The sequence below is a fragment of the Terriglobus aquaticus genome, from assembly GCF_025685415.1.
Classification (GTDB): Bacteria; Acidobacteriota; Terriglobia; order Terriglobales; family Acidobacteriaceae; genus Terriglobus; species Terriglobus aquaticus.
Genome location: NZ_JAGSYB010000001.1, coordinates 3,177,534 through 3,193,996, shown reverse-complemented (window position 1 = coordinate 3,193,996; position 16,463 = coordinate 3,177,534). Strand labels below are relative to the sequence as shown.

8 protein-coding genes are annotated in these 16,463 nt (G+C 63.0%); 2 read left to right on the top strand and 6 right to left on the bottom strand.

Features of this window, described 5'->3' with window-relative positions:
* Positions 1 to 9: 9 nt before the first annotated feature.
* The 3 genes from OHL12_RS13275 to OHL12_RS13265 all read right to left on the bottom strand — a co-directional run bounded on the left by OHL12_RS13275 (position 10) and on the right by OHL12_RS13265 (position 2,453).
* Positions 10 to 576: a carboxymuconolactone decarboxylase family protein gene (locus tag OHL12_RS13275; protein ID WP_263414296.1), complete on the bottom strand. Its 567-nt coding sequence runs from the start codon at positions 574 to 576 to the stop codon at positions 10 to 12.
* Positions 577 to 668: 92 nt separating this feature from the next.
* Complete coding sequence (locus OHL12_RS13270; RefSeq protein WP_263414295.1) at positions 669 to 1,193, bottom strand: DsbA family protein; 525 nt, start codon at positions 1,191 to 1,193, stop codon at positions 669 to 671.
* 114 nt (positions 1,194 to 1,307) lie between these two features.
* The gene (locus OHL12_RS13265) at positions 1,308 to 2,453 is read right to left on the bottom strand and encodes a WD40/YVTN/BNR-like repeat-containing protein (RefSeq protein WP_263414294.1); all 1,146 of its coding nucleotides are present in this window, start codon (positions 2,451 to 2,453) and stop codon (positions 1,308 to 1,310) included.
* 814 nt (positions 2,454 to 3,267) lie between these two features.
* Between OHL12_RS13265 and dnaA the strand changes: the two genes are divergently transcribed.
* On the top strand, positions 3,268 to 4,773 hold the full coding sequence (dnaA, locus tag OHL12_RS13260; protein WP_263414293.1) for a chromosomal replication initiator protein DnaA: 1,506 nt from the start codon (positions 3,268 to 3,270) through the stop codon (positions 4,771 to 4,773).
* A 206-nt stretch (positions 4,774 to 4,979) separates the two neighbouring features.
* The gene (locus OHL12_RS13255; RefSeq protein ID WP_263414292.1) at positions 4,980 to 6,350 is read left to right on the top strand and encodes a hypothetical protein; all 1,371 of its coding nucleotides are present in this window, start codon (positions 4,980 to 4,982) and stop codon (positions 6,348 to 6,350) included.
* 20 nt (positions 6,351 to 6,370) lie between these two features.
* On the opposite strand, the gene OHL12_RS13250 is transcribed toward OHL12_RS13255, so the two are convergent.
* From OHL12_RS13250 to OHL12_RS13240, 3 genes are all read right to left on the bottom strand, one after another.
* Entirely contained in the window at positions 6,371 to 10,039 is a 3,669-nt protein-coding gene (locus OHL12_RS13250) for a glycosyl hydrolase 2 galactose-binding domain-containing protein (RefSeq protein ID WP_263414291.1), read from the bottom strand.
* An 87-nt stretch (positions 10,040 to 10,126) separates the two neighbouring features.
* On the bottom strand, positions 10,127 to 12,583 hold the full coding sequence (locus OHL12_RS13245; RefSeq protein WP_263414290.1) for a tetratricopeptide repeat protein: 2,457 nt from the start codon (positions 12,581 to 12,583) through the stop codon (positions 10,127 to 10,129).
* A gap of 132 nt (positions 12,584 to 12,715) precedes the next feature.
* Entirely contained in the window at positions 12,716 to 16,249 is a 3,534-nt protein-coding gene (locus tag OHL12_RS13240) for a TonB-dependent receptor (RefSeq protein WP_263414289.1), read from the bottom strand.
* Positions 16,250 to 16,463: the final 214 nt, after the last annotated feature.

The window sequence follows — 16,463 nt, the reverse complement described above, 5'->3', positions numbered from 1 at the left end:
CGGCAACGCCTACCGCCCCGGCACGCTCACGTCATACGCATTGAGCAGCGTGCTGATCATCTGGTAGCAGCCAATCAGGTAGAACAACTCCGCACAGCCCCGCTCGCCAAAGGCGCTCAAGGCCTGCTGGTACGTGCTCTCCTGCAGTTGGCCGCCCGCGCTCAACACGCTCGCCACGTCGTACGCGATGCCCTCGTCACGGCTCAGGTCCGCGGGACGGTTGCCTGCCGTGATCGTCGCGATCTTTGCCTGCTCAAGCCCGGCCTGCTGCGCGACGACCTCGTGCGAGTACAACTCGTACCGCGAGTGCATGCGCGCACCCGTGACCAGAATCGCAATCTCGTGCGCAGGCTTGGGCAGCGTGCTCACCTCACTCAGCGCGGTGAAGACGCTCCACGCCGCGGTGCCCAGCTTCGGGAAGTGCAGCATCGCCGGGAATGGTCCGACCAGCGCGCCGTCCTCGCGTTCGGTGACGAAGCCTTTCAGGTTTTTGCGAATCCCCTCAAGCATGGTCTCGTGCAACTTACGCTGCTCATCCGTCAGAGCACCGGGTGCAATGGGTTCCAGGCGTGCCATGTCAATCTCCTGCGAATTGCAATCGTGAAGCGTCTCGACCATGAGGCAGCAGCCCACGCTGCCTCTGGATCAAGCAGCGCGAGTCTTTGAGACTATTTCTCTACGGCTGCCTCAATCGCGGCGCGCAGGGTTGCCAGGTCGTAGCTGTCGTCGTGCAGTTTCCCGTTGATGAAGAACGTGGGCGTTCCGTGTACGCCGCTCTGCTCGCCGGAGTTCACGTCGTCCTCGATCTTGTCCTCGAAGCTTTCGTTCTCGAGCGCGCGGCTTAGCGCAGCCGGGTTCAGGTCTACCTGTTCCGCGAGATCACCGAAGAACGTTTCGCTGAACTCTTCCTGGTGCTCGAACAGGGCGTCGTGCATCTCCCAGTACTTGCCCTTGCTGCCGGCGAACTCCGCGGCCTCTGCGGCGGTCTCCGCGAACTCGTGCATGGGAAGAGGGAAGTTGCGGTACACAAAGCGCAGGTCGTCGCCGAAGTGCTTCTGCAACTGCTTGACGATCGGGTACGCCACGCCGCAGTCGGGGCACTGGAAGTCGCCGTACTCCACCAGCGTGACCGCCGCACTTTCATCGCCGGCACAGTGGTCGTCGTTGCCTACGGGTACCTTCAGGTCTGCCATTGTCATCCTCACTCGCTTCGGTGGGATGCAAGGGAGCGCAGGCGATTGCCTCCGTGTCGCCTATGGCGTGAGGTGGCGGGAAAGCTGCGGAGTTGCGGCGGAGGTGGAGTACCTTTACTTGCCTGGCGACAACGCATCGTCGCGCAGCCGTCCGATGCGGCCGTGCGGCCCTACGACATACGGCAGCGAGAGCGCATTCCACTGCTTGTCGGCATTCGGATCGTCTCCGAAGCCCGGCTTCAACGCACGCCAGTTGCGACCTATATCAGTGGACACGTCGGTCCCGTTCGGTCCGACGGCGATCCACGCTCCAGCGTGCCTGTCGAATGCGACGGAGGAGCGATAGCCGTGGGGAGGAGTTTGGGACGGCAACGCTTTTCGAATGCTGGAGAGAGCAGCACCTCTGACAGTTACAGCCGTTCCAGCGGTCTGATCTGGTTTGCTGTAATCTCCTCCAACGATGATCCAGTACTCGTTTTTGCCGTCTGACATGTCTCGAACGGAGAAGGCACCTCCGCTTGCTGAGCGTGCCAGAGGCAATGGGTAGCGCTTGTATGTGGTCCAGAAAGCTGCAGTACGCTCCGGAGATGTATCGCCGGGCATCGTGCGCAGATCGGGCAGGTAAATTGCGGCGCCGGGAAGACCACCGGTCACAAACCCCACGCAATTCCCACCGTTCGCGTCCATCGAAGAATTGCTTGCTGCAAACAGAGCCTCGCCCGGCAGCGCTTCAGGCGCCTTCGTCCCTGAATGAGGACTGTTTAGCGACACCCACTTCTGCTCATCGCGATCCGATACAAAGAATGCAAAGACGCCCCCAACGGGATCGCCCATCACCACAGCTCCGCTGGGTGACATGCTGATCGCGTCGAAGAACCCATCCGCATCCGGATTCGTAAACACCAGCTTCCACGACTTGCATCCGTCGGTTGTCTTGTAGACACGCGACAGGTCGCCCTTGCCGCTACTCATCACGATTGCGGTCTGATCGTCGAAGGCCTGGATGCCGCGGAAGTCGAGCTGCTCCGCGCCGGGCGGCACCGAGCATCCCTGCCACACGAAGCCGCTGTCCTCGGTGCGCAGCACCGTGCCGTGCGTTCCGCTGGCCCATGCCGTGCCGTTGCCCACGTTCACAATGCCGCGAAGGTCGGCGGTTGTGCCGGAATCCTGCAGCGTGAATTGCGCGTGCAGCGGGCCCGCCACCGCGGCGCAGCCGAGCCAGACCAGCATCAACCTTCCTGCGAACGCGGGCAGTCCCATGGGTCAAGTGTAGTGGTCCGCACCGGCTGGCCGCTTTCCTGCATGGGATACCGTAGGCGGCCCGCGCCACAGAGAGACGCCAGGAAAGCTTTCTTCTAAACCTCTCGAATGAGATCGATTGCCGTGCGCCATTTCAGCCGGAGACGTCGCCTAATCAGTCGAGGGCCAAAGGTGAGTGAGCGGCAGCCGAGGGCACCGAAACGCACCTCATTGGCTAACCCGTTTCCCATGTACAACTACGGCGGACCGGCTTGCTCGCAGCTCCATTTCGGCAGCCGTCGTACCGCAGAAATCCTTGTCTTTGCAAGTGTTTTTGTGCCCTCTAACACTTCCGTGGTAGACCGCAAGCGGCATTGCAGTGCAGGTGGTGCAAGCCGCAAACTGATTCTTTTTTTGCGTTCATGCCTCTTTCAAAACGCCATCGTGAACGTGCTACGATTGGGCTCGTTCGCAAGATTTCAGAACGATTGCAGAAGCTGGACGAGTACGGAAAGAGCCGGTCACCGCAACGTTCCTGCGCCACCTAATACCAGCCTCCCCCGGGCACTGTCCCGAAGGCGGTCTTCACAACACAGCAGGTTGCTTGCACGCTGCGCAGGTTTGCGCGGCAACGACATGCTGTGTTTGCAGGCAGACATTTTATGATCTGCCCAACTTGCTTCCCTTTGCTCCCGCAACGCCTCGGCGCTTTGCGGTTTGGATAGACAGAGTGACCGGCAACGCACGCCGCCCTGAGTAAGGGACCGCCTGCTGCCCGAGCACCGACGCGCTGCACGTGCCACTGCTGCGCGAGAACGGACAGGAAATCAGCGGAATGAGTTTTGCTCCCTTAGCGGCGGTTACGGTGAACGACTGGATGCGCATTCTGGGCGCGCTGGAAATGCGGGTGAATCGCCAGAATTTTCAGACCTGGCTCAAGCCCACGCGTTTCAGCCATATGAACGGGCGAACCCTGTTCGTACGCATCCCCTCGTCGCAGTTTGAGCCGCTGCTGGACCGCTACCACGACCTGATCCACGAAGCCATCGACAACATGGGCCTCGAGGTCGATGAGATCCGCTACGTTACCGCAGAGACCGATCCCACCAATCCGCAGCCGCGCGAGGTAAAAACGCGCGAAGACGGCGGCTTCGCTCCGGCCTCATCGCACTCGCCCAACGCGCCCCAGAACGCCTCGCAGCCGGCACCACACAGCGCGCCGCACGCCGCTTCTTACAGCAACCATCACGGCGGCCTTAGCCCCAACCGCCCCGCGGCACCCCAGGCGCCCACGACAGAACAGTCGCGCTTTGATTGGAATTCTGCCGCGCAACTGAACCCGCGCTACCTCTTCGACAACTTCGTCATCGGCAGCGGCAACCAGTTCGCGCACGCGGGTTCGCTTGCCGTGGCCGAGCGGCCCAGCAAGGCCTACAACCCGCTCTTCCTCTACGGCGGCGTGGGCCTGGGCAAGACGCACCTGATGCACGCCATCGGGCATGAAGTGAAGCGCCGCAATCCGCACTTTTCAATCTCGTACGTTTCCGGTGAAAAGTTCACCAACGAGATGATCGACTCGATGCGCAACAACCGGCAGACCAGCTTCCGCGACAAATACCGCACGGTCGATGTCCTGCTCATCGACGACATCCAGTTCCTGGCCGGCAAGGAACGCACGCAGGAAGAGTTCTTCCACACCTTCAACGCGCTGCACGAGAGCATGCGCCAGATCGTCATCGCGAGCGATCGTCCGCCGAAAGAGCTGGCCGACTTTGAAGACCGCCTACGCTCGCGGTTTGAGTGGGGCCTGATTGCCGATATCCAGCCGCCCGATTTGGAGACCAAGGTCGCCATCCTGCAGAAGAAGGCCGAGAACGAGCAGGCCGTGCTGCCGACTGACGTTGCCATGTTCATCGCTGGCAACGTGCGCACCAACGTGCGCGAGTTGGAAGGCGCGCTCGTGCGCCTGATGGCATGGACCAGCCTGCACCATGTGGATATCACGCTCGCCACTGCGCAGCAGTGCCTAAAGCAGTTCATCGACACGCAGGTGCGCAAGATCACCATTGAGGCGATTCAGCGCGCCACCGCCGAACAGTTCGGCATGAAGATCAGCGAACTGAAGCAGAAGAACAACTCGCGCCAAATCGTGGTGCCGCGCCAGATCGCCATGTACCTTGCCAAGCAGATGACGGAAGCGTCGCTGCCCGAAATCGGCCGGCAATTCGGTGGCAAACACCACACCACCGTCATGCACTCCATCGCGAAGATCGACGAGCAGCGCCGCACCGACAAGGCCCTGAACTCCACGATCAACAAGCTGCAGGAACTGCTCAGCTAGCAAAGCTGCACCACATGCTTGCAAACAGCCCGGTCCCGGCCGGGCTATTTGCTGCTCGTTGTGGAACCGCCCGTCGGGGCTCCACGTACTCCTGTGAAGCTCTATGCATCCACTCGCGCGAGTGGCACCATGGAAGCACTCCAACACCAAGGAACACGCATGCTGCAGGTTGCACGCGCCTCCGTTGCCGCCGATGCCGACGCATCATGCCTGATCCGGCTGCATCGCTCATCCCAGGTGCGGTCGTGCCCGCACCTCCGGCGCCGTGGTCACACCTGCATCGCGTCCTGTTTCGCGTTGCCTTCGTGTACTTCCTGCTGTTCGCCTTCTGCTACGGCAATGGCAACCTCTTCGACATCATCCCTGTGGTTGGCGACCGGATCACCCAAGGCCTCAACTGGCCTCTCGATCACCTGGCGGAATGGATCTCGACGCACGTGCTGCACTACTCCGGCATCGGTGCCACGCACCATGAGACTGGCTCTGGCGACACGCTCGTGCAGTGGGTGGAGGAATGGGTGTTTGTCGGCGTCGCGATTGTCGCGGGCCTGCTGTGGTCTGCCATCGCTGCGGCTCGCGGACATCGCCGTGTGGAGTACACCACCGCGCATGCATGGCTCCGCTTTCTGCTGCGGCTCACCTGCGGCATGTTCATGCTGAGCTACGGCTTCGCCAAGCTCTTTCCCATGCAGATGCCGCCAATCTCCACCGCTGTGCTCAATGAGCCGGTGGGCAACATGTCGCCCATGACGATGCTGTGGTCGCTGCTGGCGCTGAACCCGGCGTACCAGATCATCTGCGGCGCGGCAGAGGTGATTGGCGGCGTCCTGATCCTGTTTCGCCGCACCGCGCTCGCCGGCGCACTCGTCAGTGCGTTCGTGATGACGAATGTGCTGCTCTACAACCTGTTCTTCGACGTGCCAGTGAAGCTGTTCGCCGCGAACCTGCTGCTTGCGCTGGTCTTCATTACCCTGCCGGATGTGCCGGCGCTGTTCCGCTTCTTCTGGCTGCACCAGCCCGCCGCGCCCGCGGGTGTGTGGATCCCGCAGATCGAGCGCAAACGCTTCCGCATCGCCACGCGCGTTGTCGAAGTGATCTTTATCATCGCGTTCCTCATTGCCGGCCCCATCCTGAATGGCATCGGCTGGTGGAAGTACCACAAGGCCAGCCTGGGCAAGACGCCACTGCAGGGTGCATGGCACATCGATGCGCCAACGCCTTCGCTAGCCAGCCCGGAGCAGCAGCCCATCACCGCCATCTACGTGGACTCGCCAACGCTGGTGCGCACCCGCAGCACCGATGGAGCCCTGTGGCGCACCAGCCTGCGTTGCGACGAGAAGACACCGGCCTGCAACATCCGCATTTACACCACTGGCTCGCGCGCACGCTACGCCTGGAAGGCGGTGGATGCCGATCACATGGTGCTGACCGCCATTCCGCCCAGGGACGCGAAGCCGCAGGATGCAGCGCACTTCCACCCCTACACGCTCACGCTCACCCGCATCCCGCTGCCGACGCACTATCCACTGCTGGACCGCGGCTTTCACTGGGTGAACGAGTGGGGCCTTGAGCGCTGACGCCGAAGCGTCAGTTCCGCTCAGGCTGTGTGCGCGTTGAAGCCGCTGACCGCGATCGCGGGCTGCTGACCGCGGGTGTCCTCGTGCTTCAGCTCTGTCGTGATCGTGCGCGACTCGTTGGGCATCAGCACGAAGTAGTTGTCGTCGAAGATGGCGGGCAGAATGCGCTGGTGATCCTGCGCACCCACCGCCTCCAACCGCGTCAGCAGCGACGGGACGGTCGACGTGTTCGTCACGGTCGTGGTCAGGCGCCACACCTCGCCTTGCCGTTGCTGCTGCGTGCTCACGCGCAGATTCGCCTTTGCGAAGCGCCGCACGTCGCGCAGGTTGCCGCTATCCTTCGCGCGCAGGTACGTATTGCTTGAGAGCACCGCGTCGCCCTTGGTCAGCGTGAGTCGCAGCAGGTGAACCGCCGCCAGCGCAGCCGGGAACTCCATCGCGATCACCTTGGTTGTGGAGTCATCCGGCGCATTCACCGGCGCCTGTTTCTTCCACACGCTGGTGCCGTCGGGATTCAGCAGTTCCGCGGTGGCCTGCAGCGCATCCTGCGAGCCCGCGCTGTAGTTCACCACTTCGATAGCGTCGGTCAATTGATTCCACTGAATGTGGATCGGCTCACACGCTTTTTTGCACGCGAAGTATGCCGCAGTGCAATCGAAGTAGTAGTCGTACGTCTGCCACACGAACGACGGCCAGCACGGATGGCTCATCCACAACAGCACGCCCATGCGGTCGCGGCTCTGCGCCTCGAACATGGCGCGGTACGTGTCGTAGTTCAGGAACTGCGCCAGCTCGATCCAGTCCGCTCCGTTGGTCGCGCCGCCGTACTCATCCGCAATCAGCGACAGGAGCGTCTGCGCACCTTGCGCACCCTCCAGCGTGAAGTCGTGCAGGCCATACTCCAAGCCCTGCGGCCACAGAGCGCGCTCCGGCATCATGGCCCGCACACTCTCAAGCGATGGAATGTTCGGCGCGCCAATCTCTGAGTGCAGCATGTTGTCCGGGTTGCTGAAGTAGTCGATCGCGCTGAGCGTGCGATACGGTCCATGGCCACTGACCACGTGATCGGCCGAGCTGGGAATGTAGTGCAGGTCGGGGTGCAGCTCCGCCAGCAGCTTGCGGATGCCGGCCTCCAGCGCGGGCGGCGGATCGCCCTCGTTGCGGCCGCAATAGATGCCGACCGATGCATGCCGACGAATGCGCTTCACCAGGTCGCGCCCGTTCGCCAGGAACATGCTGTTGTCGTCGGGAATTGGACCGTCCCACGGATTGGCCAGCCAGAAGTCCTGCCACACAATGATGCCGTGACGATCGCACGCCTCGTAGAACGCGTCTTCGCCAATCTGTCCGACCCAGTTGCGTACCAGGTTGAAGTTCATCTCGCGGTGGTAGCGCATCGCGGCGTCGTATTCGCGGTCGCGATACCGCAGCATCGATTCCGAGAAGCCCCAGTTGCCGCCCTTCGCGACCAGCCGGCGGCCGTTCACGAAGATCTTCAAGCGGCTGTCCGTCTCTGAAGTTGTGATCTCTCGCAGTCCGGCCAGAAAGCGCAGCGGTTCCGCCGCAGCACTGCCGTGCGAGGTAAAGCCCACGCTGGCCTGGTAAAGGTACGGCTCACCGTATCCGTTGGGCCACCACAGTTTCGGGTTCCTGATGCGCAGTGCTGGGTTCTTCGCACTGGTGATCGTCACCACCTGCTCACTATTCGCGTCGACCTTGCACGCCGCAGAGAACTTTGCATCGCCAAGTGAACCGACTACCTCGCCATGCACGCTCTTGCCCGAGCGGTTCCGCATCACCACGGTGACGGTCACGTCGGCCACGCTGTGATCCGCATTCAGCTTGGTCTGTACCAGCGGATCTTCGACCACAACATCCGGCACGCTCACCAGGCGAACGTCGTTCCAGATGCCCGTGTTGCGCCCGCGAATCGTTGGGATCCAGTCCCATCCCACCGACGCGTGGAACGTGGGTGCATCATGCCCCAGCGCACCACCGTTCGGGCTTGGATTCTCGTAGGTCTTCTGGTGCACCGTGCCCGGGTTTAGATTCTTGCGCACCAGTATCGCGAGCGCATTCTTCTCGCCGACCGGGCGCAGCTTGCCCGTCACATCGAAGACGCCGCGAAAGAAGGCTCCATCGATGCGGCCAATCGACTCGCCATTCAGAAAGACCTCAGCCTTCCAGTTGATACCGTCGAGGCACAGCAGCTTGCGTTGCTGAGAGGCCGCCGGGGTCGCAAACTCCGTGCGGTACCAGAAGTCCGCATAGAAGAAAGTGTCGGAGATATAGAGCTGGTTTTCCCCGAAGTTCGGATCGGGAATAGCGCCTGCATTCAGGTACGAGGTGAGGATCGTTCCCGGCACGGTCGCGGGCAGCCACTCCGCATCCGCGAAGCCCGCTTTCGAGAGCGCAACACCATCGGCCTGCACCAGCGAGTCCCGCTGCAGGCGCCACGGCATGCGGGACAGCGAGAGCTCGCTTCCGCTTCCCGCAACAGGCGCGGCTTCGTGCGCGGCGACACGGCCACCGCTGCCCATCACTTCCAGCTCGCTCAGGATGTAGCCGTGCTCCGTCGCGGGCTGCGTCATCAACACGCGCACATAGCGTGCTCGGCCCGGCGAAGCCAGCCGAATCTCTTCGGCGGGTAGGGTGCCTTTCACATCGCCTGCATCCTGCCATGTGTGCGCATCATTGGACACCTGCACTTTGCCCTGCAAAGCGGGCGCGATCCAGTGCAGCTTCACCGACTCAATTGCGCACTCGTCAAGCAGGTCCACATACACCCACTCCTCATCCAGCCCGGCGCTCTTCCACGCGCTGGTGAAGTGGTAGGGGCCGCCAATCTCAACGCGCTCGGTGCCACGGTAGAACGCCACCTGCCCAAGCTGCCACGGCTGGTAGCCGCGGAAATGCGCGGGTGATGCCGTCGCCGTCATCTCCACGCGGTAGCGCCGAGCGCGCGCTGGCGCGGCAAACGCAATCTTCGGTGCCAGCAACTGATTGCCCTGCACCAGGTCCGGTGGATACAGCGACGCATCCGCCGGCGCATCGCCGCTCACGGTGCCCTGCTGCTGCCAGGTGTGACCGTCCTCTGACGTGGAGATGGCGAACTTGAGCGTCGCGGGCGCCACACCCTGCGGCACGACCACAAACAGCTCCACGCGATCCACCTCGGGCATGGTCGTGCCACCGCCGACGGCAAGCTCGATCACCTGGTGCGAGCCGTTCATCTTGAGCGTGTTCGCCGGATGGTGGTCGATCAGGATCTCGCGCTCGGGCTTGGGCAGCAGCCGCTCGCCCGACGTGCAGGCGAACCACATCGGCAGCTCTGTTGCGGCGATGCCGTCCGTAATGCATTGCGCGGTCAGGTTGTAGTCGTAGCTGCTGGAGTGATACGCCGGCTTGTGCAGCGCCAGGTTGCGCGTGCCCGCAGGCGCGGGCACCAAGCGTGGACCAACGTAGCTGCGCGGCTGCCCCGGGTATACGCCAACCCCGCGGGTAAAGCCCTCAGCCGGTGGCAACATGCCAGGAACCGATTGCACCGGGGCAGATGCGCCGTGCTGCGCTTCACCCATGGCAAAGGCCGCGGGTGTCTTCGCAAGCACCACGCTGGTAACGGCCGCGCCGGCCAGGAACTCGCGGCGCGTAGGCCGAGGGAGACGTTCGTTCAACCGGGAGAGAGACATGCGTCCGCTTTCTGGGTGCTGGGTGCAACCGGTAATAAGTGGGTGGGACGACAAGAGCCTGTCGCCGAAAGCTGGCCATGTGCAGCGCTAGGGAGCTGCACGTTCCGGTTGCGCGCCCTTGGGTGCGGCTCGGTCGTTGCGGTGCTGGTCTTTGATCTGGCGGTACGCCGCGAACTCACGCTCCGCATCGGCTGTGCGCCCGGCCTTGCGCAGCGCGGTCGCCAGTTGGTAGTGCGCGTAATCCTTCGCGGGGTCATTCTTCACGGAGGCTTCCAGGTGAGGGATCGCTTCCGCATTCTTTCCCTGTTCGGCCAGCAGCTTGCCAAGCTGGTACTGCGCCGGCGCATTCTCCGGGTGCGACGCAACGGTCCGCTCCAGCAGCGTCATCGCCTCATCCTTGCGTCCCGTTTGCGACATGGCAAACGCCAGCGAGCTCTCCACATTCGGCTCGCCGGGCGAGATCTTCAGTTCCGCTTCCAGCGCCGGAATGGCGTCCGCCGGGCGATCCAGGTGAATGAGCGATTCGCCGACGAAGTAGTGCGCGCGCGGCAGCGTGGGATCCTCCTGCGCGGCCCTGCTGTAGCACGTGCGGCTGCTTTCGTAATTCTCTGCCAGGAAGTACACGTTGCACACTAGCGCCAGCTTATCCGGCGGTAGACCTCCGGCGTTCACCAGCTTGTCGGCCAGTTCGTTGGCTTCTTTGACCTGGCCCGCGCGAGCCAGCGAAAGCGCATAGCTGTATGTGGTGCGAGGATCGCTGAGCGCTGCCGCGCCCGCTGCGTGAAAGTCGTGCGCCGCCTCGCCGAAGTGCCCCTGATCGAAGTTCGCCATGGCGAGCATCAGGCGCGCCCGCGGATCTACCGGGGTCGGCGTGGTCCCGAAGTACTCCGTCAATGCACGCTGCACCTCGGCCGCATCGTTCAGCCGGTAGGCGGCCATGGCGATGTTGTGCAGCAGCGCCGCCGAGGCGTCGCCGAATCGCTCCGCCTGTTGGAAGTCGCGCAGCGCGCCGGCGTACTCGCCCTCGCGTGCCTCGGCAGTCCCCAGGTCGTTGTAGCCGTTGCGCACCATGGACCGCAGTTGCGCCTCGGCCGAACGGAGCTGCGGCGATGCCGTGACCGCATCCGCTGAAGAGGCGGCCGAGCCGCCTTGCGCGGCCGGCGTAGCAGCGGCGGCCGCCGCTGTTGCCGCCACGGTCGGCGTGGCGTCGGTCAGGTAGTGCAGGCCATCGGTGCCTGGCGCTTCGGCGACGCTGCCGTCCATGCGGCCCTGCTTCTCCGCGATGCTGGCGCTGGCCGTGGCTGCATCCGCTGCGCCCGTGCGGCGGTAGTCCTCCAGGTACTTTTCGCCCTCTTCGCGCTTGCCTGCGGCGATCAGCAGCCGGCCCAGCGTGAAGTATGCGCGGCGAATCTGGAAGTGGTTCCGCGCCTCGTCAGTACCCGTCAACTGCACGGCCTTGCGCAGGTCTGCGATCGCCTCGTCCGTGCGGTGCTCGCGATTCGCGTTCTGCCCCAGGTAGATCCACACTTCCGGCTGGTTGGGGTCGGCCTCGGCAGCCACCTTCAGGTGCCGGTCCGATGACGGCAGGTCGCGGCCGTCCGTCGCCTCCAGCGCGCCCAGGTAGAAGTTGCTCAGGTACTCGCGCGGGTTCTGCTCTACGGCTTTGCGAAGGTGCACGTAGCTGTCCGGATTCGGGCCCCACTCATGGACCTGCAGATCGACCAGGCCCAGAAAGAACTCGGCGTGCGGAGCGCGAGGATCCTTCGCAAGCGCCTTTTGGAACTCCGCCGCGGCACTCAGCGGGTCGTCCGCCTCGCGGTACGCATCGCCGATGGCCACATGCCATACCGCTGCTCCGTCGGTGGCGGCTAGCAGGCGCTGGAAGACCTGAGCTGCCTGGTCCTTCTCGTGCGCGCCCAGCATGGCGGACCCCAGCGCCAGCGCGATCTCGGGGCGCGGATCCAACTGCAGCGCGGTGTTCAGCGGAGCAATAGCTTCGCGATCGCGATGTAGGCTGCGAAGCACCGCTGCCAGCGTGGTGAACGCACGCACATTGTGTGGATCGCTTTCGGTCGCTCGCTCCGCCAGCGGCAGCGCTTCGCTGGCACGACCGGTCTGGGCCAGCAAAGACGCCAGGTGCAGTGCAACGTCGTCCGCCGGGTGCAGCACCAGCGACTCGCGATCCAGATCGATCGCCTCTGCGACGCGGCCTTCGCCAGCGGCGATCAGGCTCAGCAGCCGCAGGACTTCGGCGTTCATCTCGCGGGAGGCTGCGGCGATCTGTGCCGGATTGCCGGAGCTGACTGCGGCGCTTTGCAGGCGCACCAGCATGTCGAGCCTCGCTCCGACATTGGGCCTGCTCGCGTCGCCGCTGTTCGCTGCGCTCGCGGCTTTGTCACGAGAATCCGCCGCGGCCTTCTGCGGAGCCGCACTGGTGTTCTTACGGGTTGTGCTGGGCCGCGATGTCTGGGCAGGTGCCCTCGTGCAGGCTCCTGCAGCAAACAGCAGAAGCAGGGCAGTGAGGCGGAATCGGGCAGGATGCATGGAAGAAAAGCTGACGTTTCTATCGTACTCGTACGAGGTTGACCGGCGCGCACACCCACACGCGCGACCGGAAAAAGAACGGGAGGGTAGGACCGTAGGCCCACCCTCCCGAGGTTTGACTGACCGCGAGCGTTAGAACTCGAGGTGCAGACCGTACTGGAACTGCCGCTGCGCGTTGCCGTTCACACCCGTCGACTGGCCGAAGTTCTGACCGCCGATCTGGTTGGTCACGACGTTGTTGACCGGCGAGCAGGGCGCGTAGCCCGAACCGATCCGCGGTCCGCAGTTCACGCTGGCCACCGCGGTACCGTTGATCTGGTCGGCGCGGAAGTTTGCGTGGTTCAGCAAGTCGAACGCATCCATGCGGAACTGCACATTGAAGCGATCGTGGATGCGCCAGTTCTTATCCAGCGACAGGTCGGTGTTCACCAGCTTCGGTCCGTGGCAGGCACCGCGTGGAGCCATGTTGGGGTTGTAGGAACCCAACTGGTAGCCGATCAGCGTGAACGCATTGGCATTGATCACCTGCGATCCGCCGATGTTGCCGCCATTGCTGCAGCTCTGTCCCTGGGCCAGCAACGGACGCTGGTTGCTCACCAGGCCGGTCTGGAACAGCGCCGTCACCGAACCGGCCGGGTACTGAACCAGTTGTCCGTTGACGATTGCGTTGGAGGTCAGGCCCGGAACAACGGCCGCGGTGTTTTCGCCGATGCCGTTCTGGTAGATGGTGAAGGAGTTACCCGACGCGGCAGTGGTGATGCCCGTCAGTTCCCATCCACCCAGGGTCTGCTGCACCAGGCCGTTGTGTCCCTGCAGCCGGGGCAGAAGGTACGTTCCATTCGCAACGAAGAAGTTGGGACGGTTGGTCGCAGCGTTGCCCTTATCCAAACCGGGGTTCGGGTAATAGGTGAAGCTCTGCGCGCCCGTACCACCGCTCGAGTCGTCCGTCAGGATGTCGGCAATCGCGTGGGACCAGGTGTACGAAGCCTGGAAGCGGAAGCCGGCAATCTGCGTGCGGAACGCCGTCTGCAGCGAGTTGTAGTTGGAATCGCCGTTATGCGACCACCACGCCAGCGAACCGAAGTTGCTGTAAGGGCGGAAGGTCTGCTGCTGGCCAGGTCCGTTGCCGCTTGGGGCAAAGGTGGCAAGCGCCCAGTTCTGCGACGGGATCGTGTTGATGTCGTAGCTCGAGGTCAGGTGCATGCCGCGGTTGTGGACATACCCGATCTGGAACGTGGTGTTCTTGGCCAACTGCTGCTCCACGGCAACGTTGTACTGCCACGTCGACGGAAGCGTGTTGGAGGCATCGAAGCCGCCGGAAGGCGAAGCCGATCCACCCGAGAGCGATGCCGGAGTCGCACCGGAGAGCGCACGCGAGTAGTTGCTGGTGGTGACCGCAAAGGGAGCGTTGGCTTCCAGGGTGTAACGCGATACGCGCTCACGCTGGTAGAACTCGCCGCCGCCCAGGCGGACCGCCGTCATGCCGTTGCCGAACACGTCGAACGCGATACCCACGCGCGGCGCGATCAGGTGGTTGTTCTGGTTGACCAGGTACTTGTTCGGTCCGGGCGTACCCGCGCTGAACGACGTGCCAAACGTTGCGTTGGCAGCGGTGCAGGGGGAGGGCTTGCCGGGAACGTACCACAGGCCGTTGCAGGCGTCAGACGCCGGCTTGGTGCGGTCGTACAGGGAAGGCTGGAAGCTGGTTTCCGCACCGTTCGGCTGGTACGGCGAACGCAGGAAGGACCAGCGGGCACCGTAGCTGAGCGTGATGCGCGGCGTAATCTTCCAGACATCGCCGGCGTAGAACTCGTAGTCGCGCCAATCCAGCAACGCGCGCACGTTGGTCGACGTTTCCGTCAGCGTGAACGGGTTGTTCGGGATCAGCACATTGGCCAGGTTGTTGCCCGTACGGTAACCACCGTGGGTGGTGTCCACCTGGTAGTCGGCCGTGGAGAAGGTCGGGTGCTCGGACGACGACGTGCTCGAGTCCTCATCCTTCTGGTTGAAGCCAAGCAGGACACCGAACTTCAACTGGTGCTTGCCGGCCACCTTGGAAACGTCGTCCCGCACGTTGTACAGGTTTTCCAGGTTGTTCCACGGTGCAATGGTCTGCAGGTTCTGGTTGTTGCCATAGTTACCCAGGCCGCCCCAGATCTGCGGAATGCTGCCCGCCTTGTTGTTCTTCAGGCTGGTCGGGTACAGCGTGGGAACGGCAGCGGTCAACTGCTGCAGCAAGCCAGCGTTGGTGCCGCCCGGCGTGATGTTGATGCGGTTGTTCGAATACGAGAACTCGGCATCGTTCACCAGGGTGTTGGTGATCGTGCTGGTCCACCGGCCGATGACCTGCTTGGCAGGCTGCGCCCAGTTGGAGTTCACCTCGGGGAAGTCCGAGTCGCCCCAGTACTGGTTGCCGTTGTACGAAGGATCAGACCACGAGTCCTGCGTGTACCGGCCCATGAACTGGTTGCGGCCCAGCACATAATCGGCACGCACGTTTTCCTGGCGGTACTTTACGAAGGTCGGCAGCGAAACCGACCAGTTGTTGCCACCTGCAGAGAGGGGCTGGTTCGGCGTGGGATAGTACTGCGCCAGCAAAGCGCCCGCCTTGTCGATGGTCGCGAGCTTGTGCGATCCGTCCGCAAAGGTCGGCTGCGGCTCGTTGCATCCCGACGAAGGCGTCGTGCTGCCGGAGATGGTGCCGTACGTCTGCGTGAAGTCACCCGCCTGTTCGGCCGCGGTGGCAACGCAATCAGTCTTCGTGAAGCCGTTGATGGTGCGGTTGAACTCCTGGTTGAAGAAGAAGAACAGCTTGTCCTTCAGGATCGGTCCGCCGATGGAGTAACCGAAGTCGTTGCGGCGCAGCTTGTCCTTGCCGTTCAGGGGCTGACCCTGGCCGGCATTTCGACGCGAGAAGTAGGTGTACGCCGCCAGAGCGTCGTTACGGCCCTGGTAGAACGCCGATCCGTGGAACGTGTTCGTACCCTGCCGCGTCACGATGGAGATGATGGCGCCCGAAGCCTGGCCGTATTCCGGACCGTAGCTGTTGGTCAGCATCTTGAACTCGGCGATCGCGTCGATGCTGGGGTAGATCAGGATGGTGCGGTTCGAACCCACGTCGTTGTTGTTCGCGCCGTCAATCAAGTACAGGTTGTTCGTCGTCGGATTGCCGTTCACCGAGAAGTCAACGCCGGCCTGCAAGCCCTTGTTCTTCGAGTCGAAGTTGTTCGCGGGCGAGACGCCGGGCTGCAACTGCGTCAACTGCACGAACGAACGTCCGTTCAGCGGCAGTTCCTTCACCTGCGTTCCGTCGACCACGCCGCCTACCGACGCGTCCTCGGTCTGCACCTGCACGGTGGAGGAGGTAACGGTCACGGACTCGCTCACGTCACCGGTAACCAGGTGCGCATCGGCGCTGGTCACGGTGTCCACGTTCACGATGACGCCCTGCGTGACCTGCTTGCGGAAGCTGGACGCAACCACGTCCACTTCATAGGTACCGATCTGGACGTCGGTAAAGGTGTATTCACCCGCGCTGTTCGTATGAACAATGCGGTTGGTGTTCGTTGCTTTATTGAGTAGCGTTACGGTCGCATTCGGCACCGCCGCGCCGGATGGATCCGTAACCTGCCCGGTCACGGTACCGCTGGACTTCTGGGCAAGCATGCTCCCAGAAAGTACGGCGGCCAGGGCTAGAGCCCCGAGATATGTGTTTTGCCTTTTCATTGGCCTCCGAGAAACAGAACGTGGTTGCAATGCGGCTGTTCGACCGTCGCATCCTACTTTGGGTGGAACGAGGCTTCCGTCATCTGACGTACCTGGTAAAAGGATTGCCTGAACCGCTGATCATGAAAACGCAACGGAAACTTAGCTGTCAAGT

Coding starts and splice junctions, on each gene's coding strand:
- OHL12_RS13270 (WP_263414295.1), bottom strand. CDS start 1,193: ATGGCAGACCTGAAGGTACCCGTAGGCAACGACGACCACTGTGCCGGC.
- OHL12_RS13240 (WP_263414289.1), bottom strand. CDS start 16,249: ATGCTTGCCCAGAAGTCCAGCGGTACCGTGACCGGGCAGGTTACGGAT.
- OHL12_RS13265 (WP_263414294.1), bottom strand. CDS start 2,453: ATGGGACTGCCCGCGTTCGCAGGAAGGTTGATGCTGGTCTGGCTCGGC.
- OHL12_RS13255 (WP_263414292.1), top strand. CDS start 4,980: ATGCCTGATCCGGCTGCATCGCTCATCCCAGGTGCGGTCGTGCCCGCA.
- OHL12_RS13275 (WP_263414296.1), bottom strand. CDS start 576: ATGGCACGCCTGGAACCCATTGCACCCGGTGCTCTGACGGATGAGCAG.
- OHL12_RS13250 (WP_263414291.1), bottom strand. CDS start 10,039: ATGTCTCTCTCCCGGTTGAACGAACGTCTCCCTCGGCCTACGCGCCGC.
- OHL12_RS13245 (WP_263414290.1), bottom strand. CDS start 12,583: ATGCATCCTGCCCGATTCCGCCTCACTGCCCTGCTTCTGCTGTTTGCT.
- dnaA (WP_263414293.1), top strand. CDS start 3,268: ATGAGTTTTGCTCCCTTAGCGGCGGTTACGGTGAACGACTGGATGCGC.